Source organism: Pseudomonas marincola (genome assembly GCF_900682675.2).
GTDB classification, from domain to species: Bacteria; Pseudomonadota; Gammaproteobacteria; order Pseudomonadales; family Pseudomonadaceae; genus Aquipseudomonas; species Aquipseudomonas marincola.
Map to the genome: position 1 here is coordinate 4,502,754 of NZ_LR215729.2, position 19,039 is coordinate 4,521,792.

Annotated in this window: 16 protein-coding genes; 7 read left to right on the top strand and 9 right to left on the bottom strand. The window is 59.0% G+C overall.

Annotated features, from left to right (window positions below; genetic code table 11):
- Positions 1–29: 29 nt before the first annotated feature.
- The gene (locus tag PMYSY11_RS20615; protein WP_150547888.1) at positions 30–1,538 is read left to right on the top strand and encodes a YifB family Mg chelatase-like AAA ATPase; all 1,509 of its coding nucleotides are present in this window, start codon (positions 30–32) and stop codon (positions 1,536–1,538) included.
- A 51-nt stretch (positions 1,539–1,589) separates the two neighbouring features.
- Complete coding sequence (locus PMYSY11_RS20620; RefSeq protein ID WP_150547889.1) at positions 1,590–2,177, top strand: DUF427 domain-containing protein; 588 nt, start codon at positions 1,590–1,592, stop codon at positions 2,175–2,177.
- 130 nt (positions 2,178–2,307) lie between these two features.
- Here the strand turns inward: PMYSY11_RS20620 and PMYSY11_RS20625 are convergent, their stop codons facing one another.
- Both PMYSY11_RS20625 and PMYSY11_RS20630 read right to left on the bottom strand, forming a co-directional pair.
- Positions 2,308–3,108, bottom strand: coding sequence for a gamma-glutamyl-gamma-aminobutyrate hydrolase family protein (locus PMYSY11_RS20625; protein WP_150547890.1), 801 nt, complete (start codon positions 3,106–3,108; stop codon positions 2,308–2,310).
- Positions 3,109–3,484: 376 nt separating this feature from the next.
- On the bottom strand, positions 3,485–4,402 hold the full coding sequence (locus PMYSY11_RS20630; RefSeq protein WP_090509986.1) for a LysR substrate-binding domain-containing protein: 918 nt from the start codon (positions 4,400–4,402) through the stop codon (positions 3,485–3,487).
- A gap of 100 nt (positions 4,403–4,502) precedes the next feature.
- On the opposite strand from PMYSY11_RS20630, the gene PMYSY11_RS20635 reads away from it, so the two are divergent.
- Complete coding sequence (locus PMYSY11_RS20635; RefSeq protein ID WP_150547891.1) at positions 4,503–5,831, top strand: NAD(P)/FAD-dependent oxidoreductase; 1,329 nt, start codon at positions 4,503–4,505, stop codon at positions 5,829–5,831.
- Positions 5,832–5,849: 18 nt separating this feature from the next.
- Positions 5,850–7,250 carry a NorM family multidrug efflux MATE transporter gene (locus PMYSY11_RS20640; RefSeq protein ID WP_150547892.1) on the top strand — a complete coding sequence of 467 codons (1,401 nt, stop codon included), beginning with the start codon at positions 5,850–5,852 and terminating at the stop codon, positions 7,248–7,250.
- Between the two features lie 44 nt (positions 7,251–7,294).
- Here PMYSY11_RS20640 and PMYSY11_RS20645 read toward each other — a convergent pair whose 3' ends face one another.
- Complete coding sequence (locus PMYSY11_RS20645) at positions 7,295–8,968, bottom strand: putative bifunctional diguanylate cyclase/phosphodiesterase (RefSeq protein WP_150547893.1); 1,674 nt, start codon at positions 8,966–8,968, stop codon at positions 7,295–7,297.
- Positions 8,969–9,233: 265 nt separating this feature from the next.
- On the opposite strand from PMYSY11_RS20645, the gene rep reads away from it, so the two are divergent.
- Both rep and PMYSY11_RS20655 read left to right on the top strand, forming a co-directional pair.
- A complete protein-coding gene (gene rep / locus PMYSY11_RS20650) occupies positions 9,234–11,243 on the top strand; it encodes a DNA helicase Rep (protein WP_069898504.1) in 2,010 nt (669 codons plus the stop codon).
- A gap of 86 nt (positions 11,244–11,329) precedes the next feature.
- On the top strand, positions 11,330–11,902 hold the full coding sequence (locus PMYSY11_RS20655) for a xanthine phosphoribosyltransferase (protein WP_069898505.1): 573 nt from the start codon (positions 11,330–11,332) through the stop codon (positions 11,900–11,902).
- 46 nt (positions 11,903–11,948) lie between these two features.
- Here the strand turns inward: PMYSY11_RS20655 and PMYSY11_RS20660 are convergent, their stop codons facing one another.
- From PMYSY11_RS20660 to dadA, 6 genes are all read right to left on the bottom strand, one after another.
- Complete coding sequence (locus PMYSY11_RS20660) at positions 11,949–14,084, bottom strand: acetyl-CoA hydrolase/transferase C-terminal domain-containing protein (protein WP_239655510.1); 2,136 nt, start codon at positions 14,082–14,084, stop codon at positions 11,949–11,951.
- 204 nt (positions 14,085–14,288) lie between these two features.
- On the bottom strand, positions 14,289–14,711 hold the full coding sequence (locus PMYSY11_RS20665; protein WP_069898572.1) for a c-type cytochrome: 423 nt from the start codon (positions 14,709–14,711) through the stop codon (positions 14,289–14,291).
- Positions 14,712–14,898: 187 nt separating this feature from the next.
- The gene (locus PMYSY11_RS20670) at positions 14,899–15,447 is read right to left on the bottom strand and encodes a cupin domain-containing protein (protein ID WP_069898507.1); all 549 of its coding nucleotides are present in this window, start codon (positions 15,445–15,447) and stop codon (positions 14,899–14,901) included.
- 104 nt (positions 15,448–15,551) lie between these two features.
- Positions 15,552–16,625 (bottom strand): alanine racemase, encoded by a 1,074-nt coding sequence (gene alr, locus PMYSY11_RS20675; protein WP_150547894.1) that lies wholly within the window; start codon positions 16,623–16,625, stop codon positions 15,552–15,554.
- A 68-nt stretch (positions 16,626–16,693) separates the two neighbouring features.
- On the bottom strand, positions 16,694–17,050 hold the full coding sequence (locus tag PMYSY11_RS20680) for a RidA family protein (RefSeq protein ID WP_069898509.1): 357 nt from the start codon (positions 17,048–17,050) through the stop codon (positions 16,694–16,696).
- Positions 17,025–18,323, bottom strand: coding sequence for a D-amino acid dehydrogenase (gene dadA / locus PMYSY11_RS20685; protein ID WP_069898510.1), 1,299 nt, complete (start codon positions 18,321–18,323; stop codon positions 17,025–17,027). The genes PMYSY11_RS20680 and dadA overlap by 26 nt, the downstream gene beginning before the upstream one ends.
- A 155-nt stretch (positions 18,324–18,478) precedes the next feature.
- Here dadA and dadR point away from each other — a divergent pair, with 155 nt between their 5' ends.
- A complete protein-coding gene (gene dadR, locus PMYSY11_RS20690; protein WP_025163949.1) occupies positions 18,479–18,967 on the top strand; it encodes a transcriptional regulator DadR in 489 nt (162 codons plus the stop codon).
- Positions 18,968–19,039: the final 72 nt, after the last annotated feature.

Consider the following 19,039-nt stretch of genomic DNA (forward strand, 5'->3'; position numbering starts at 1 on the left):
CGGGGCGACAGCTGATCAAGGAGTGATCAATGTCCCTGGCCATCGTCCACAGTCGCGCCCAAGTTGGCGTGGAAGCGCCGCCGGTTACCGTCGAGGCGCATTTGGCCAACGGCCTTCCTTCTCTGGCGTTGGTCGGCCTGCCGGAAACAGCGGTCAAGGAAAGCAAAGACCGCGTGCGCAGCGCCATTCTCAACTGCGAATTCGACTTTCCCTCCCGGCGCATCACCCTCAATCTGGCTCCCGCCGACCTGCCCAAAGATGGCGGACGCTTCGATCTGGCCATCGCCCTGGGGATTCTGGCGGCCAGCTCGCAGATACCGCCAGAAGCGCTGGCGCAGGTCGAATGCCTGGGCGAGCTGGCATTATCCGGGGCAATCCGCCCGGTTCAGGGTGTGTTGCCCGCCGCACTGGCAGCGCGAAGTTGCGCACGCACCTTAGTGGTGCCGAAAGCTAATGCCGAAGAAGCCAGCCTGGCCACGGGACTGATCGTGATAGCCGCCGACCACCTGCTGGAGTTGGCCGCGCACTTTAATGGTTCATCGCCTATCGAGCCGTTTGTGTCTCAGGGTTTGCTACGCCAGACGCGTCCCTATCCTGACCTTGCCGAAGTACAGGGCCAGACAGCCGCCAAACGCGCCCTGCTGGTGGCCGCCGCCGGATCGCACAACTTACTGCTCAGCGGTCCGCCCGGCACTGGCAAAACCCTGCTGGCCAGCCGCCTTCCCGGCCTGCTGCCGCCGCTGGATGAGCAGGAAGCGCTGGAAGTTGCAGCTATCCAGTCAGTCGCCAGCCATAACCCGCTCGAAGCGTGGCCGCAGCGACCCTTTCGCAACCCTCATCACAGCGCCTCGGCGCCCGCACTGGTCGGCGGCGGCAGTCGTCCGCAGCCAGGCGAAATAACGCTGGCCCATCAAGGTGTGCTGTTTCTTGATGAGTTGCCCGAGTTTGACCGCAAGGTGCTTGAGGTCTTGAGAGAGCCGCTGGAAAGCGGTCAGATCGTCATCGCCAGAGCCCGCGATAAAGTACGTTTTCCGGCGCGTTTTCAGTTGGTGGCCGCGATGAACCCCTGCCCGTGTGGCTTTCTCGGCGACCCCAGCGGACGCTGCCGTTGCAGCCAGGAACAGATCCAGCGCTACCGCAGCAAGTTATCCGGGCCGCTGCTCGACCGCATCGACTTGCACATAACCGTCGCCCGCGAAGCGACGGCGCTGCATGTCGCAACCGACAGCCACAGTCATAACGGCCCCGACACTGCCACCTGCGCCCTTCAGGTGGCCAGAGCACGCCAGCTACAATTGCAGCGTCAGGGCTGCGCCAATGCTTTTCTCGACCTTGCCGGTTTACGCCAACACTGCGCATTGAGCACAGCGGATCAGACCTGGCTGGAAAACGCCTGCGAGCGTTTGGCCTTGTCGCTGCGCGCCGCTCATCGCGTACTGAAGGTTGCACGTACGCTGGCAGACCTGGAGTCCGCACCGGACATCAATCGCCAACAGCTTGCAGAAGCGCTGCAGTACCGCGATCACCCACAAGGTTGATTACAACACACACGCATCGGCTGAATGCCTATTGCCTGCGGAGAACTTGTCATGAGCACTGTAGATAACACTCCAAGCGACCTCACGGACGTACCGCCAGAATTGCACGCCGAAGTGCTCAAATGGCGCACTGTAGAGCGCCTGCGCCCAGAGCACATTGTGCTTGCGGGGCCGGGGCAAGAGTCGGTCTGGGATTACCCGCGGCCACCCAGGGTCGAACCCGTGAGCGCCACGATTACCGTGGTTTTTCACGGCCTTACTCTGGCATCCAGCCAGAACGCCTATCGGGTGATCGAGACATCCGGCGCACCGGTGTATTACATCCCGCAATCCGACATAAACATGGAATGCCTTGAGCCCAGCGACCGGCAAACCTTGTGCGAATGGAAAGGCACCAGCGCCTATTTCAACGTCAATGTGAATGACCACACCGCCGCAGATGCTGCATGGACTTATCCACAGGCGTGGGGCGAGTTTGCCGTAATCAGCGGCTACATTGCCTTCCATCCGGCCCAGATGAGTGAGTGCTGGGTTAATCAGGAACTGGCCAGACCGCAGCCCGGCAACTATTACGGCGGCTGGGTAACCGACGCGATTGTCGGCCCATTCAAAGGCGAACCCGGCTCGGAAGGCTGGTAAAGCCAGAACGCACCAAATCGGTGCAAGGCCAACGATTAGCCTCTGCGGACGTTGGCATGCCAAGCTCTCAGAATAAATTACAGGCAAAAAGAAGCCCGGCATAACCGGGCTTCTTCAGCAAACGCGGGTATTAAGCCGCGCTGGATACTTGCTTGCTCTGGCGCTGACGGCAGGCTTCGCCGAACGCTTCGAACATTTTTACCGAGTCCGGGTTCTGCGCAGCTTGCCATTCCGGGTGCCATTGCACCGCGAACAGGAAGTTCGACAGGCTCGGCGCATGGAACGCTTCAACCAGCCCATCTTCTGCAAACGCCAGCGGCTCCAGGCCTTTAGCGAGGGTTTTGATGCCCTGACCATGCAGCGAGTTAACACCAATTTCCTCAGTTGCCAGCAGCTTGGCCAACCATGAGCCTTCTTTCAGGCGCACGTTGTGGCTCTGCGCATACTGCACATCAACCGGGTCATTGGGGTTTTCACGGTGGTCATTGAAGCCAGGTTCGGCGTAGAGCTTCTGGTAGATATCGCCGCCCAGTGCAACGTTGATTTCTTGCATGCCACGGCAGATGGCGAAAATCGGCAGGCCGCGCTTGATGGCAGCACGGATCAGCGGCATGTCGAACATGTCGCGATCAATGTCCTGGCCTTTCTCAGGCGTCATGTTTTCCTGACCGTACAGCGAAGGCTCGATATTCGAACCGGCGCCTGTCAGGTAAACGCCATCGACCATATCCAGATATTGCTCAATGTCGTCAGGACCGCAGCACGTCGGTGCGAGCAGCGGTACACAACCAGCGAAGTCGACAACTGGTGTGATGTATTTGTGGGTCATTACTTGATACAGGTGGCCCTTGCGTTCGTGGACCCCCATGGACATCAGTACAACGGGTTTGCGTTTAGAGTTAGAAGTAGTAGCACTGTCGTTTTTGGACATACGTCACCTTGAGGCAGGTCGGCCTGCCGTTGCTGTGCAGGAAGGGCGAGAGACTCGCAGCGCATCCTGTTTGGCACGGATCGTTTGTCTGGCAGCGTGGTTTGCAACCCGCAGAGGGAGCACGCCTTGACGCAGGGAGTGGAAGGTAACCGAACCTTCCGCGACGGCTGCCTGACGAACAGAACCGCCCACACAGATTGCCCGAACCGTAAAATATGTCAAACACTTCCCGCTAAAATGCTGAAAAATCTTCTGCCGTCATGTTGCCCGCACGCACCGTATAACGGCCGATTAAACCCAGCAAACCCGCAGCCAGACTGACGGCGAGTCCATTATTTTTTACGATAAACCGACGCACGCTCAGACTTGGGCCAGACTATAGATAGCGCACCTGCGGCAGGGTCATCGCCTGCACCTCATTCTCGAGAAACTCGCTGAGCCGGTGATAACGCTGCTGATTGCGCCGCGCTTTGGGCCATACCAAGTAGTAACAGCTGCCGCTGGCAACCGCAGTCGACCACGGCAGGCCGAGGCGCCCTTCGGCAACATCCTCCGCCACCATCACCAGATCGCCAATCGACACGCCATAGCCGCGTGCTGCCGCGACGATACCCAACTCCAAGGTGTCGAATACCTGACCACCCTTCAGCGGCACCTGATCGAGCAATTGCATGGCCTGCAACCACTGACGCCAGTCGCGCCGGTCGGGTGTCGGGTGAAGCAGCTCTGCGCCTTGCAGGCGTTGCACATCCCACTCGCCGTCCCGCGCCAGCTCAGGCGCACAGACCGGGGTCAGCCACTCGGCAAACAGCAACCGACACTCCCACTCCGCCGGGAAGTTGCCGCGCCCCAGCAACACGGCGCAATCGAAGGGCTCGCGTTGGAAGTCCACCTGGTCGACATCCATCCACGCGCTGGTGAGCTGTATTTCGGCCTCTTTATTAATCTGCCGAAACCGCGACAAGCGCGAGAGCAGCCAGCGCATGGTCAACGTCGACGGGGCTTTCATGCGGATAACCGAATCGTCGATATGCAACGGCATGCACGCCCGCTCCAAGGCATCGAAACCATCACGCAGGCCCGGCACCAGCAACCGGCCTTGCTCGGTCAGGCGCAGGTTGCGCCCATTGCGCTCAAACAGACGGCAATCGAAATGCGTCTCCAGCGTGCGGATATGCCGACTGACTGCGCTCTGCGTAATCAGCAGTTCTTCGGCAGCCCGGGTGAATGAAGCATGCCGCGCCGCCGCCTCGAAAGCGCGAAGTGCATACAGGGGCGGGAGCTTACGATTCATAGATGACTAAAACTCATGCTAGATATACCTATTATCCCTTTGCCGTTTACCGGCTCAGTTTCCCATACTGCATAACTCAATACCTGTTTGCGAGATTGCCATGAGCCCCGGTTGCTATCCACTTCACCCCTCACTTGCCACGGCGAACGAACTGCCACGCGAAGTCGATATGGTGATCGCCGGCTCAGGCATCATGGGCTGCGCGACAGCTTACTATCTGAGCAAGCAGGGATTATCGGTACTGGTTTGCGACAAGGCCGGCCTTGCCAGCCAACAGTCCACCCGCGCGTGGGGCTTTGTTCGCCAGCAGGCCCGCGACCCCGCCGAAGTACCCTTGATGATGGCGGCCATGCCTCTCTGGCAAAACCTTGAGCATGAGCTGCAGTTGCCCTTGGAGTGGCGTCAGGGCGGGTGTTTGTATCTGGCCGAAACCGAACAGCATCTGAGTGAATATCAGGAATGGCTGGGCGTGGCGCAACAGTTCGGGCTCGACACCCGCGTGCTCAGCCGTAACGAAGTGGCGGAAAAGATCCCCGGTTTGGCCGATCCGGCTAAAGGCGGACTGTTCACCGCAAGCGATGGTCAGGCCGAGCCTCGTCGCGTCACGCCCGGCTTTGCCCTGCGCGGCTTCGAAGCCGGCGTGCATTTCGCCGAAGGCTGTGGCGTCACGGCCATCGACCGCGCAGCCGGAGCCATTTGCGGCGTACAAACCGAGCGCGGCTATGTCAAAACCAAGCGTGTGCTGATCGCCGCGGGCGCCAGCAGTTGGCGCCTGCTCAAGCCGCTAGGGCTGGAGATTCCGCAGCAGGCCATTCGCAGCACCGTCTCGCGCACCAGTCCGGGCGCGGATATTGGTGCCTGCAGTTTCATTGGGCATGGCATCGGCATGCGCCAGCGCGCCGATGGCAGCATCAATCTGGCCGACGAGGCGCAGGCCGACATCGACCTCAGCCTGAGCTTCTTACGTGGTGCATCCTGGTATTTGCCGCTGTTGCCCGAGCATCACCACAGTTTCCGATTCCGTCTCAATGGCGCGTTTTTACACGACCTGCGCCAGCGCTTCAGCGGCAATGATCCGGCCATTGCCGAGCGCGACCCGCATGCCCTGCCGCAAGCCGAACGCATCAAGCGTGCGCAGGCAGCACTGGGCCGCGCCTTCCCGCAATTGCGCGGTGTTCGGGTGATCGAAAGCTGGGCCGGATTCATCGACGTACTGCCCGATGGCATCCCGGTGCTGGATGCTCCGTCGCAAGTGCCGGGCTTGCTGATCGCGACCGGCTTCTGCGGCCACGGCTTTGCGATGGGACCGATTGTCGGCAAGTTGATGAGCCAGTGGGCCACCAGCGGCCAACCCGGTTTTGACCTCAAGGCCTTCGGCTGCTCGCGCTTTGCCGACGGCACCGCGGGCAAACCTTATTCGCTGTTTTAAGCAGGATATCCGCAGGCCATGCTGCATTCTAACAAACGTGAATTTGTCGCCATCCTGCGCCTCGCCGGGCCATTGATCGTTGCGCAACTGGCGCACGTGCTCATGGTGTTTACCGACACCGTGATGATGGCCATGCTCGGCCCGGACGAACTGGCAGGCGGCGGCTTGGGGGCCGCGACCTACTCGTTCGTGTCGATTTTTTGCGTGGGCACCATTGCCGCTGTCGGTAATCTGGTGGCGATCAAGCATGGCGCCAATGATGCCGCCGGCGTTACCCGCATCACCCAAAACGGCCTGTGGATGGGCTGGATGCTCGCACTCGGTGCGGGTCTGCTGCTCTGGAACCTGGAGCCGCTGCTGCTGAAACTCGGCCAGACACCGGCCAACGTGGCTATGGCAGCGCCGTTTCTGAGCACGCTGGTGTTTGCCCTGCCTGGCTACATGACATTCATGGCGCTGCGCGGCTTTACCAGCGCCATCGACCGGCCCGGCCCGGTTGTGGCGATCAGCATTGGCGGCGCCGTGGCCAACTTCGTGCTCAACTATGCGCTGATTAAAGGCTGGTTCGGCCTGCCGCCCATGGGCCTCGCTGGCATTGGCTTGGTGACTGCGATAGTGATGAGCGTAATGGCCTTGCTGCTGCTCTGGCATGTCATGCATCACAGCGCCTACAACGCCTATCCGCTGCAACGCGGCCTGCTCCGCCCACAGCTTGAAGAGCTGCGTGAACTGGTGCGTCTGGGCTTGCCGATCGGCGGCACCTATGCGGTGGAATCCGGGTTATTTGCCTTTGCTGCGCTGTGCATGGGCGCGATGGGCAGCACACAGATAGCCGCGCACCAAATCGCTATCCAGTCGGTGTACGTCGCCTTCATGGTGCCGGTGGGCATTTCCTACGCAGTCACCTTTCGGATTGGCCGCCACTACGGCGCCAACAATTTGCTCGAGGCCAGACGCGCGGGCAGGCTCGGACTGCTGCTCGGTGCAGGCTGCATGCTCGGCTTTGCCGCGTTGTTCTGGCTGGCGCCGCACTTTGTTGTCGGCCTGTTCCTCGACCCGCAAGATCCGCAATTCAGCGATGTCGTCGCAATGGCTGTCAGCCTGCTGGCGATTGCCGCCCTGTTTGAGTTGTTCGATGGCATCCAAACCATCGCCATGGGCGCGATTCGGGGCCTCAAAGATGCCAAGACCACCTTTTATGTCGGCCTGCTGTGCTATTGGCTGATCGGCGCACCGCTGGCCTGGTCGCTGGCCTTCCCGCTGGGCTGGGGCGCTGCAGGCGTGTGGTGGGGATTGGCCGGGGGATTGGCGTGTGCGGCTGTAGGCCTGAGCCTGGGCTTTGAATGGAAAACCGCGCGCCTGCTGCGTGCCGAGGAAGCAGGAATAGCGCTAGCGGAGTCTGCGGGCGAACGCGCGTAGCTGACGCGCGTAGCGAGAATGCCGGGGGCTAAACGGGCGTGGAGCTAGTTATGCGCCATGCCCAATTGCGCATGGCGGGGAGCCTGCATCAGAAAACGCACCAGCTCGTTGAGCGGCAGGCCCTTGCTGATCAGATAACCTTGCGCCTGATCGCAGCCGAATTGACGCAGCAGCATCATCTGTTCGGTGTCTTCCACACCTTCGGCGACCACTTCCAAATTGAGGTTATGCGCCAGGTTGATCATGGCGCGCACCAGTTGGCGGTTTTCAGTGCGCTCGGTCATGCCGCCGACAAAGCTCTTGTCGATTTTGAGCAGCGTGATCGGCAGGTTGTTGAGGTGCACGAACGATGAGAAACCGGTGCCGAAGTCATCCAGCGAGAAGCGCACGCCCAGCTCACCCAGCGCGAGCATGGTCTGCTGCACCTGATCGCTGCGGCGCATAATCGCCGTCTCGGTCAATTCAAATTCCAGCCAGCGCGCATCGACGCCGCGCTCTGCAATCAGACGACTCAGGGTCGGCAATAGCTGGCTGTCCTGAAACTGGCGGAACGACAGGTTAATCGCCATGTGCAGCGGCGGCAGGCCACGGCCGAGCAACCACTGCATATCGCGCAGCGCACGCGAGATAACCCAATAGCCGAGCGGCACAATCAGCCCGCTCTCCTCTGCCAGAGGCACAAACTCGCTCGGCGGCAACAAGCCACGCTCAGGATGTTGCCAGCGCACCAGCGCCTCCAGCCCGACGACCCGGCCAGCCTTGAGGCACAGCCGTGGCTGATAATGCAGCACCAGTTCATCACGGCGCAGAGCACGGCGCAGTTCGCCTTCGAGATCGGTCTGGCCACGCGCATCGCGGGTAATGCGCTCGTCATAGACATGGTAGGCGCAGCCCTGCTGGCCTTTGGCTTGCTGCATGGCGATATTGGCGTGCCACATCAGCGGGTCGGCAGCGCTGACGCTGTTGGCATGTGCCAACCCCAGACTGCAACCGAGCAGCAGGCTTTCGCCATCCACCCAATAGGGTTCAGCCAGCGCTTCACAGATCTGCTCGCCAACCAGTTCGACTCGTTTCGGATCGCGGCGGGTGTCGAGCAACAAAGCAAATTCATCACTGCCCAAGCGGGCAATTTGATCGCCAGCCTGAAGTAATGCTCTAAGCCGTGCGACCACTTGTAGGATGAGTCGGTCACCGGCGCGAAAACCCAGCGCATCGTTAACGTGGCGAAAGTTATCCAGATCAAGATGGCCCATGGTCAAACCACGGCCTTCGTTTGAAGCCAGTCTGGCTGCCAGCAAGGTCTGGAAGCCCTGCCGATTGGCGATGCCGGTGAGGGCATCTTGCTCGGCCAACCGGTTGAGCGTCTGCCGCAGCGTGCCTTGCTCGCGCACATAACGCAGCGAACGGCGCAACACGTCGCCAGTGACACGCTCACGCACCAGCCAGTCGCTAACCCCTTCGGGCTCGTTTTCGGGCTCTTCTTCGAGTAACAGGATGACCGGTAACGGGCAGGTGCCGGGAGCCGGCTGGTATTCTTTGGTCGTCAGCAACAGGCCGTTGCCGCAATTATGGAAGAGGCTACGCGCCACGTCCCAGGAAGGTGCCGTAATCAGCGGGAATGGACATGCCTCAGCCCCAAGGAGCTTACGTAATAGTTCTGGCCAACCAGTAGCATCGGCTAAGAGAACCAAGCGTAAGGGTTCGACGAGCGCGGACAAGCAACTTCCCCCAGACCACAAAAATTTCGACGGAGATCCGTCTCGCTGCACCATTAAATGATGTCTTTTCAAACACCTCCGTGTGTCCTTAAGTGCATCCTGCTCTAAAGCTGATTTTTCGACAAGTGCTCAAGGGTAAAGGATTAGATGTTTCTCCCCGTCAGCAGATTTTTCAATGTGTGCGGCAAGACACACTTCCAGACGGTTAGGGCACAACGCGCTCAGCCTGTTAAAATGCCCGGCTACTTCTTTGGTGATCAGTGCAATGTCCCGACTTAACCCCCGGCAAAAAGAAGCCGTGAATTACGTCGGCGGCCCTCTTTTGGTGCTCGCCGGCGCTGGCTCCGGCAAGACCAGCGTGATCACCCGAAAAATCGCTCATCTGGTGCAGAACTGCGGCGTGCGCGCCCAGCACATTGTCGCGATGACCTTCACCAACAAAGCCGCGCGCGAAATGAAAGAGCGTGTTGGCACCTTGTTGAAAGGTGGCGAGGCGCGCGGCCTGACGGTTTCGACGTTCCACAATCTGGGCATGAATATCATCCGCAAGGAATATGCACGCCTTGGCTACAAGCCCGGCTTTTCGATATTCGATGAGGGCGATATCAAAGCGCTGCTCAGCGACATCATGCAGAAAGAGTACGCGGGCGACGACGGCATCGACGAGATCAAGAACTACATCGGCTCGTGGAAGAATGACCTGATCCTGCCTGATCAGGCGCTGGCCGAGGCACGCAACCCGAAAGAGCAAACTGCCGCCATCGTTTATCTGCATTACCAGCGCACGCTCAAGGCCTACAACGCAGTGGACTTTGACGACCTGATCCTGATGCCGGTGAAGCTGTTTCAAGAGCACGCCGATATTCTCGAGAAGTGGCAAAACCGCATCCGCTACTTGCTGGTCGACGAATATCAGGACACCAACGCCAGCCAGTATCTGCTGGTAAAGCTGCTGGTGGGCACGCGCAATCAGTTCACCGTGGTAGGCGACGATGACCAGTCGATTTACGCCTGGCGTGGCGCGCGGCCGGAAAACCTGATGTTGCTGAAAGAAGATTACCCGTCACTGAAAATCGTCATGCTGGAGCAGAACTACCGCTCCACCAGCCGCATTCTCAAGTGCGCCAACACCCTGATTGCCAACAATCCGCATGCGTTCGAGAAGCAGCTGTGGAGTGAAATGGGCGTGGGCGATGAGATCCGGGTGATTCGCTGCCGCAACGAAGACGCCGAGTGCGAACGGGTCGCCATGGAAATCCTCACCCTGCACCTGCGCAAAGACCGCCCCTACAACGACTTCGCCATTCTTTATCGCGGTAACTATCAGGCCAAGCTGATGGAGCTGAAACTCCAGCACCACCAGATTCCTTATCGCCTGAGCGGCGGCACCAGCTTCTTTGCCCGTCAGGAAGTAAAAGACCTGATGTCCTACTTCCGCCTGCTGGTAAACCCGGACGATGACAACGCCTTCTTGCGCGTGATTAACGTGCCACGCCGTGAAATCGGCTCGGCCACACTGGAGAAGCTGGGTAATTACGCCACCGAGCGCAAGATCAGCATGTACGCTGCCGCCAGCGAGATTGGCCTGGGTGAGCACCTCGACAACCGCTACACGGAACGCCTGGCGCGCTTTGCCCGGTGGATGGATGGCGTGCGCCAGCAATGTGCGCAGAACGACCCGATTGCGGCGCTGCGCAGCATGGTCATGGATATCGACTACGAAAACTGGCTGCGCCAGAACGCCTCCAACGACAAGGTCGCCGATGCCCGCATGGGCAACGTCTGGTTCCTGATCGAAGCGCTGAAAAACACCCTGGAGCGTGACGAAGACGGCGACATGACCATCGAGGACGCCATCGGCAAACTGGTTCTGCGCGACATGCTCGAACGCCAGCAAGAGGAAGAGGAAGGCGCCGACGGCGTGCAGATGCTGACCCTGCATGCCTCCAAGGGCCTCGAATTCCCCTATGTGTTCATTATTGGCATGGAGGAAGAAATCCTCCCGCACCGCTCCAGCATCGAGGCGGACACCATCGAGGAAGAGCGCCGTCTGGCGTATGTGGGCATTACGCGCGCGCGGGAAACCCTGGCCTTCACCTTTGCCGCCAAGCGCAAGCAATACGGTGAAATCAGTGACTGCTCGCCGAGCCGTTTCCTTAACGAACTGCCGCCTGAAGACCTCGAATGGGAAGGTCTTGAGGATGCGCCCGTAGAAGTAAAAGCCGCCCGCGGCAATGCCGCACTGGCAGACTTGCGGGCAATGCTGAAAAAATAACCGCTGAATGCCCGCACAACGGCTGCATTCAACGCTATAAATTCCGACACCAGTACGGAAAATCACACCAAAACGAGGGTAACTGCGTGGAAGCGCTGAAACAGAAAATTCGCCAAGAAGGCATTGTGCTTTCTGAGCAGGTACTTAAGGTCGATGCCTTTCTTAACCATCAGATCGACCCGAAACTGATGCAGCAAATCGGCCATGAGTTTGCCGTGCGCTTCCGCGATCAGAACATCACCAAGATCGTCACCATCGAAGCGTCCGGTATCGCACCGGCAGTCATGGCCGGTCTGGAACTCGGTGTACCGGTAATTTTCGCGCGTAAATACCAGTCGCTGACACTCAAGGATGACCTGCTGACCTCGAAGGTTTACTCCTTCACCAAGCAGACCGAAAGCACCATTGCCGTTTCGGCCAAGCACCTGACTGCTGACGACCACGTACTGGTAATCGACGATTTCCTGGCCAATGGCCGCGCCGCCAAAGCCCTGATCGACGTGATCGAGCAGGCAGGCGCCAGCATCGCCGGGATTGGTGTGGTCATCGAGAAGTCATTCCAGGCCGGTCGCGCCGAACTGGACGCTCAGGGTTTCCGCGTAGAGTCACTGGCGCGTATCAGCTCGCTCGCCGACGGCGCGGTCAGCTTCCTCGAGTAAGCCAGACATTGAGTAACGGCGAATACGCCGTTACTCAAAAACACCGCTAAGCCTCTGCGGTCGCCTGCAAGCCTGCCAACAGCAAGCGCTGATACAGCCCTTCGGTCAGGCCTTGCGGCTGCGCCAGATTCATCCGCTGCAAATGCGTCATGAAGGCCGCAGGCTCCGGAGCGTCGAGCGCGGCCTTGCCCAACTCAAAGACTTCGGTGAGCTTGAACTTGCTCTTCAGCCAGTTCAGCGCACGCAGCAAATCGCACTCGTCGGGCGTGAAATCGCTGCCCAATGGATACTCTTCGAACAGCCCGGCATTACCGGCGCGCACTGCCTGCAAGCGCTCGGGTGTGTTGTTGCAGTAACACTCATCAAGCTGGAAGTCGTTGGCCAGTTTGCCGGCTTTTATTGCCTGCTCGATCAGCTCGGGCTGGAACCGCGAATCAGTGATCGCCAGCAGCGCCGCGATCACCTCGGCATCATTCTTACCGCGCAGGTCCGCCACGCCATATTCGGTGACGACCATATCGCGCAAATGCCGTGGAATGGTGACATGACCATAATCCCAGACAATGTTCGATGTGACCTCGCCTGCCGACTCGCGCCAGCTGCGCAGCAGCAGAATCGAGCGGGCATCGTGCAATGCATGGCCCTGCACGACAAAGTTGTACTGCCCGCCCACACCACTCAGCACCCGGCCATCTTCGAGCTGATCAGATACCGCCGCGCCCATCAGCGTCATGGTGAACGCCGTGTTGATAAAGCGTGCATCGCGGCGTTGCAGGCGTTTCAGCTGCTCCTCGCCGTAAAGCTCATTGATGAAGCAGATACCGGTCATGGCGAAACGCTGGCGCTGCTGCATATCCAGCTCATTGAGTCGGGCATAAAAGGAGCGCGGCCCCAGGAAGAACCCACCGTGCAGCACCACGCCAGCAGTTGCCGGCCGCAAATACGCCGCCAGCGCGGCCTGGGTCGCTGCATCCGCAAGATTGGCAGACACCTGGTTGCCGTCTGGCAACTGCAACTCACCAGCCTGTAACGTGATCCCCTCAGCAAGCAACCCGTGCTGTTGCAGATGTGCCAAAGCATCCGCTGTGAGATTTGGGCAGAACCCGGCGTCGAGTATGGTTTGCACACTTTTCGGCGCGCCCTGATCGTCGAGCGCATCAGCCGAGGCCAGCTTTTGCACCACTAAATCCGGGTACACCGCACGGCGAATAATCCCGGCATCCGCCAGTTTTAGCAGGCCGTTTACAAACATCTCACTGCAGCCGTACAAACCTTGCTCAAACCCACCGCTGCCGCCAATCGCCACGCTGCCTGCCAAGGTCTCAGGGGTGACTGCCAGTGCCTGCAAAACCTCGTTGTAGGCCGCATTGCTGGCATCGCGCGCCAGCAGCGCAGCAGTCAGCGCATCGCCCATCGAACCGATACCAATCTGCAAGGTTCCGCCATCGCGCACCAGCGTACTGGCGTGTAAACCAATGCAGTGGTCTTGCAAGCTGACTGGCATGTTGGGTGTCGAGAACAGCGTGGTGTGCTCTTCTTCCTGCAAGTGGATGTCGAACACCTCCCGCGCAACCTCGGCATCACCTGGCATGTAGGGCAGATCTGCATGCACATGCGCCAGATAGATAATCGGCTCACCGCGTGCTCTGCGCTGCTCCATCAGCGGCATCAGGTCGAGGGTGATATCGGGGTTGCTGCTCAGGCTGAAATGCCCGGGCCGCTGAGGATCGCTGGCCACCAACTGGGCGATCAGGTTCACCCCGTGATCATTGAGGTCGCGCGCCACATGGCTGTAGTTGCTGCTGATGTAGCTCTGCTGGGCGACATCGCAATGCAACAAACTGCCTGGCTGCATGAAAAACTGCTCGACGCTGATATTGGCCGGAAGCGTTCCATGGCGAAGGTCGCTGAGAAAATCCAGCTCGGGATAGTCAGCAAACACCCGCTCAAGAAACGGCTCTACAAACAACTGCTGCAACCCGGCTTCGGGTTGCGGACGAGCCAGACACAACGCGGTATAGATTTTCAGCTGACGCTCGGGGAGTTGTTTGCAGCGCTGATACAAGGCATTAACCCAGCGATTGGGTTTACCCAGGCCAAGCGGCAGGGCGAGCTTTATCGGCCCCTTGATACGATCAAGCACCTGCTCGATTGCGGCGTCAAACGAATACATCGACTGCATTAGGCTCTCCTTGCATGGTTAGAACTCTGCGCCTTCGTCACTGAAGTTGCTGCGCAGTTTGCACACTGGCTGAAATGTTTAAGCGTAGCGGCGCGCCACCCGCTGTCACCTGAACATAGAGACACATGCCAACGCCAAGTTCCTGCCAGTTTTCTGCGGGCACAAAAAAGCCGCCCGCAGGCGGCTTTTTCTAAAAATGCAGTCTTACAGACCGGACATTTTCTGGATGGTCGCTTTCAGCTCGTCATCGGTACAGTCAGCACAGGTGCCTTTTGGCGGCATGGCATTGATACCGGAGATGGCTTTGGCCAGCAGGCCGTCAAGACCGCCTTGCTCGTCAGCACGTTTTTTCCAATCAGCGGTATCACCGATTTTCGGAGCGCCCAACACGCCAGTGCTGTGGCACGCGCCGCAATGAGCAGCGATCACGTCGTCGGGGGTTTTAGCACCACCGCCAGCAGCAGAAGCGACAGCCTCTACGCCTTTACACTCTTCACCCTGCACACAGACCTGACCTACCGGCTTCAAGCGCTCGGCAATAGCATCGTCGGTAGTGGCCTGAGCAGTAACGGCCCAAAGCGCCATCACTGTTACGGGGGCTATTAGCATCTTTTTAATTAGGTTCACACGCATTACCTCATCATGGCTAGATTCACCCGCGGCCACGGTTTCGCGAGCGATATGCAAGTATAACGGCAAGCCCAGCTGGCCGAAACAACCTAAATTGCCGCAGCAGGCGCGAGGCACTGCCACCAACTAAAAGTTTAGTCAGTGGCCAATACCGGCCAAAGGGCCGATCTAAGCGCCTTGCAGATTAAAAGTTGGCCGGCGTTGTCGCACTCACCAGCTTTGCCGGTACGTCGAAAGGATTACGGAAACGGTGGGGTTTACTGCTATCAAAGTAGTAGCTGTCGCCCTGCTCCAGAATGTAAGTCTCGGTACCGACTACCAACTCAAGACGCCCTTCCACCAGCAATCCGGCCTCTTCACCTTCGTGCGCAAGCATCGAGTCGCCCGTGTCGGCACCCGGAGGATAGGTTTCAGAGAGAAATGCGATAGCCCGGCTGGGATGCGCCCGGCCGACGAGCTTCATGGTGACCGCGCCATCGGAGATGTCGATCAACTCTCCGGCTTTGTAGACGACTTGGGCACTGCTGTCCTGTTCCATGTCGAGGGAGAAAAACTCGACCAGTGACATGGGAATACCCGCCAACACCTTTTTCAATGAGCTAATCGAAGGGCTTACGCTGTTCTTCTCGATCATCGAAATAGTGCTGTTGGTAACGCCTGCCCGTTTAGCGAGTTCACGCTGGGAAAGGCCTTTGAGTTTGCGAATGGATTGCAGTCGTACACCGACGTCCAATGCTGGAGTCCCCCTTCGGGCTGATACAGAAAATGTGTCCGTATCATGGCAACAGCGTTCAGTATTTACAACAGCCTTGTCCCATATCCTGCTCAGAAAATTACTCAGTCCTCAGAATAGAGCAGCGGAACGCGACGTAAATTGCAAAAAATCTGATAAGGAATAGTCCCTGCACGGCTGGCAACGTCGCTGGCGAGCACCTGTTTGCCCCAGAACTCGACCCGGCTGCCCAGACCTGCCTGAGGTAGATCGGTGAGGTCGACAGTGATCATGTCCATCGATACCCGGCCTATCAGCCGCGTCAGCTGGCCATCGACCGCAACCGGGGTGCCGGTCGGCGCGTGGCGTGGATAACCGTCGGCATAACCCATGGCCACAACGCCGACACGGGTCGGTCGCTCGGTCACAAAGCTGCCCGCGTAACCAACCGGCTCACCCGCCGGCAGCTCGCGCACACTGATAATTTTCGATTCCAGGGTCATCACCGGCTGCAACTGGCTGGCCAGCGCTTGCGGTTGCTCAAACGGCGTAGCGCCGTACAACATGATGCCGGGGCGCACCCAGTCGCTCGGTACTTGCGGCCAGCCCAGCACCGACGGCGAATTGCGCAGGCTGATCTCGGCATCAATGCCGCCGCGCACCTGTTCAAAAGCCTCAAGCTGCTCTTCGCTGCGCGAGCAGTCGAGTTCATCGGCACGCGCAAAGTGGCTCATCAATACGACTTTGCCGACATTGCTGCTGGTCTGCAGACGCTCATGGGCGGCGACGTAATCGTCTGGATGAAAACCAACACGGTGCATGCCCGAGTCAAGCTTGAGCCAGACCGTAAGCGCGCGATTGAGTTGCGCGCGCTCAAGCGCTTCAAGCTGCCAGAGCGAATGCACAACGCACCAGAAGTCTTTCTGCTCTATCAGCTCAAGCTCAGCGGCTTCGAAAAAACCTTCCAACAGCAGAATCGGCGCGCGAATGCCGGCTTCGCGCAACTCCAGCGCCTCTTCAATGCAGGCCACAGCAAAGCCATCGACCTCATCCTGCAACGCTTTCGCACAGCGCACCGCACCATGCCCATACGCATCCGCCTTGATCACCGCGAGGGCTTTGGCAGCGGATACTTCGCGGGCCAAACGGTAGTTATGACGCAGCGCATTAAGGTCGATAAGGGCACGGGCTGGACGCATTATTCTGTCTTCTGCTGTGGATAAGTCATAAAAAAACCCGGCAGGGACAACATGCCGGGTCAATGGGACTAGTTATTGAGCGCAGCCACCACGGTCATTTCGACCAGTACGTCGGGCTTGTACATCCGCGCTTCGACTGCCGCGCGGGCAGGTGCGGTGCCAGGGCGGACCCAGGCATCCCAGACCTGATTAAGGCCGGCGTAATCACGCTCCATGTCTTTCAGGTAGATGGTCACCGAGAGGATCTGGCTCTTGTCGGTGCCCGCCTCAGCCAGCATCAAATCGATGTTGGCCAGGGTTTGTTCGGTTTGCGCGACGATATCGCCGCTGAAGTCGTCGGCCAATTGGCCGGCCAGATAGACCGTGCCGTTATGGATGACGATTTCGCTGTAGCGCGACTCAGTGCGCAGGCGCTGGACTGCCATGAGCAGAGCTCTCCTTGTTCTTGCTGTAACGGGAAATATCCAGACCTTCACTGCTGATCTGCGGACGCTTTTTCGCCATCAGATCGGCCAGGAAGCGCCCGGAACCACAGGCCATGGTCCAACCCAGCGTACCGTGACCGGTGTTCAGGAACAGGTTGCTGTAACGGGTTGCACCAACGATTGGCGTGCCATCCGGGGTCGCCGGACGCAGCCCGGTCCAGAATTCGGCCTGGCTGACATCGCCACCTTGCGGGTAGAGATCGCCAACGATCATTTCCAGCGTCTCGCGGCGACGCGGATTGAGGCTCATGTCGAAACCGGCAATTTCAGCCATGCCGCCAACGCGGATGCGCTGGTCGAAACGGGTGATTGCAACCTTGTAGGTTTCATCAAGGATGGTCGAGGTCGGCGCCATGTCACCGTTGGTGATTGGCACAGTCAGCGAATAACCCTTGAGCGGATAAACCGGTGCACGAATGCCCAGCGGCTTGAGCAATTGCGGGCTGAAGCTGCCGAGCGCCAATACATAGCGGTCAGCGGTTTCCAGCTTGCCGTTGATCCACACGCCGTTGATGCGATCACCTGCGTGATCGAGGCGTTCGATGTTCTCGCCGAAGCGGAATTCAACACCCATGGCGCGGGCCATATCAGCCAGCTTGCGGGTGAACATCTGGCAGTCGCCAGTCTGGTCATTCGGCAAACGCAGTGCGCCAGCCAGCTTGTCGGTCACGCTGGCCAGTGCCGGCTCAACCCGGGCAATGCCGGCACGGTCCAGCAGCTCATAAGGCACGCCCGACTGCTTTAGTACAGCGATATCCTTGGCAGCATTATCGACCTGAGCCTGCGTGCGGAACAGCTGAGTTGTGCCCAACTTGCGGCCTTCGTAGCTGATACCGGTTTCGGCACGCAGCTCATCGAGGCAGTCGCGGCTATATTCGGAGAGGCGCACCATGCGCTCTTTGTTCACCGCATAACGGCTGGCGGTGCAGTTGCGCAGCATTTGCGCCATCCACAGGTACTGGTCCGGGTCGGATGTGGCCTTGATGGCCAAAGGAGCATGCTTTTGCAGCAACCATTTGATGGCTTTAAGCGGCACGCCCGGTGCAGCCCAAGGCGATGCATAGCCTGGAGAAACCTGGCCGGCGTTGGCGAAGCTCGTCTCCATAGCGGGTGCCGGCTGACGGTCAACCACTGTCACTTCAAAACCCTGACGGGCCAGATAGTAAGCACTGACCGTTCCGATTACACCGCTACCAAGCACCAAGACCCGCATCGTTTTCTCCTTGCCGCGACTATGCACTGGCATTTTTTATTTAGAGCGTTGATGCGCGCAGTATATTGAGCAATGAGCAGTGTTATTCACTATATATAAAGCTATATTTGGCGAGAATTATCGGCAAAACACACTTCTACGGAGGGGCATCGCCCATGCGCACCCAACATCAGAGCCGCCGCGAACTGGACAAGATCGACCGCAACATCCTGCGAATCCTTCAGGAAGACGGGCGCATCTCTTTCACTGAACTGGGCGAACGCGTGGGGCTGTCTACTACGCCGTGTACCGAGCGGGTGCGGCGCCTGGAACGCGAAGGCATCATCATGGGCTACCACGCCCGGCTGAACCCGCAGAACCTCAAGGCCAGCCTGCTGGTATTTGTTGAGATCAGCCTCGACTACAAGTCAGGCGACACCTTCGAAGAGTTCCGCCGCGCGGTGCTGAAACTGCCGCACGTGTTGGAATGTCACCTGGTTTCGGGGGACTTCGACTACCTGGTAAAAGCGCGCATCAACGAAATGGCTTCGTACCGCAAACTGCTTGGCGACATCCTGCTCAAGCTGCCCCACGTACGCGAATCCAAGAGCTATATCGTCATGGAAGAGGTTAAAGAGAGCCTGTCTCTGCCGGTTCCGGAATAGGCTCGCCATGATCAGTCACATCGGCTGACAACAACCGCCGCAGCCAGACGTGACAGCCGGAGCAATAGAACG

Bases quoted from the DNA above. Each gene is read 5' to 3' on its own strand.
- alr (WP_150547894.1), bottom strand. From the start codon at position 16,625: ATGCGTCCAGCCCGTGCCCTTATCGACCTTAATGCGCTGCGTCATAAC.
- PMYSY11_RS20635 (WP_150547891.1), top strand. From the start codon at position 4,503: ATGAGCCCCGGTTGCTATCCACTTCACCCCTCACTTGCCACGGCGAAC.
- PMYSY11_RS20640 (WP_150547892.1), top strand. From the start codon at position 5,850: ATGCTGCATTCTAACAAACGTGAATTTGTCGCCATCCTGCGCCTCGCC.
- dadR (WP_025163949.1), top strand. From the start codon at position 18,479: ATGCGCACCCAACATCAGAGCCGCCGCGAACTGGACAAGATCGACCGC.
- PMYSY11_RS20620 (WP_150547889.1), top strand. From the start codon at position 1,590: ATGAGCACTGTAGATAACACTCCAAGCGACCTCACGGACGTACCGCCA.
- PMYSY11_RS20680 (WP_069898509.1), bottom strand. From the start codon at position 17,050: ATGGCAGTCCAGCGCCTGCGCACTGAGTCGCGCTACAGCGAAATCGTC.
- rep (WP_069898504.1), top strand. From the start codon at position 9,234: ATGTCCCGACTTAACCCCCGGCAAAAAGAAGCCGTGAATTACGTCGGC.
- PMYSY11_RS20615 (WP_150547888.1), top strand. From the start codon at position 30: ATGTCCCTGGCCATCGTCCACAGTCGCGCCCAAGTTGGCGTGGAAGCG.
- PMYSY11_RS20630 (WP_090509986.1), bottom strand. From the start codon at position 4,402: ATGAATCGTAAGCTCCCGCCCCTGTATGCACTTCGCGCTTTCGAGGCG.
- PMYSY11_RS20625 (WP_150547890.1), bottom strand. From the start codon at position 3,108: ATGTCCAAAAACGACAGTGCTACTACTTCTAACTCTAAACGCAAACCC.
- PMYSY11_RS20660 (WP_239655510.1), bottom strand. From the start codon at position 14,084: ATGCAGTCGATGTATTCGTTTGACGCCGCAATCGAGCAGGTGCTTGAT.
- dadA (WP_069898510.1), bottom strand. From the start codon at position 18,323: ATGCGGGTCTTGGTGCTTGGTAGCGGTGTAATCGGAACGGTCAGTGCT.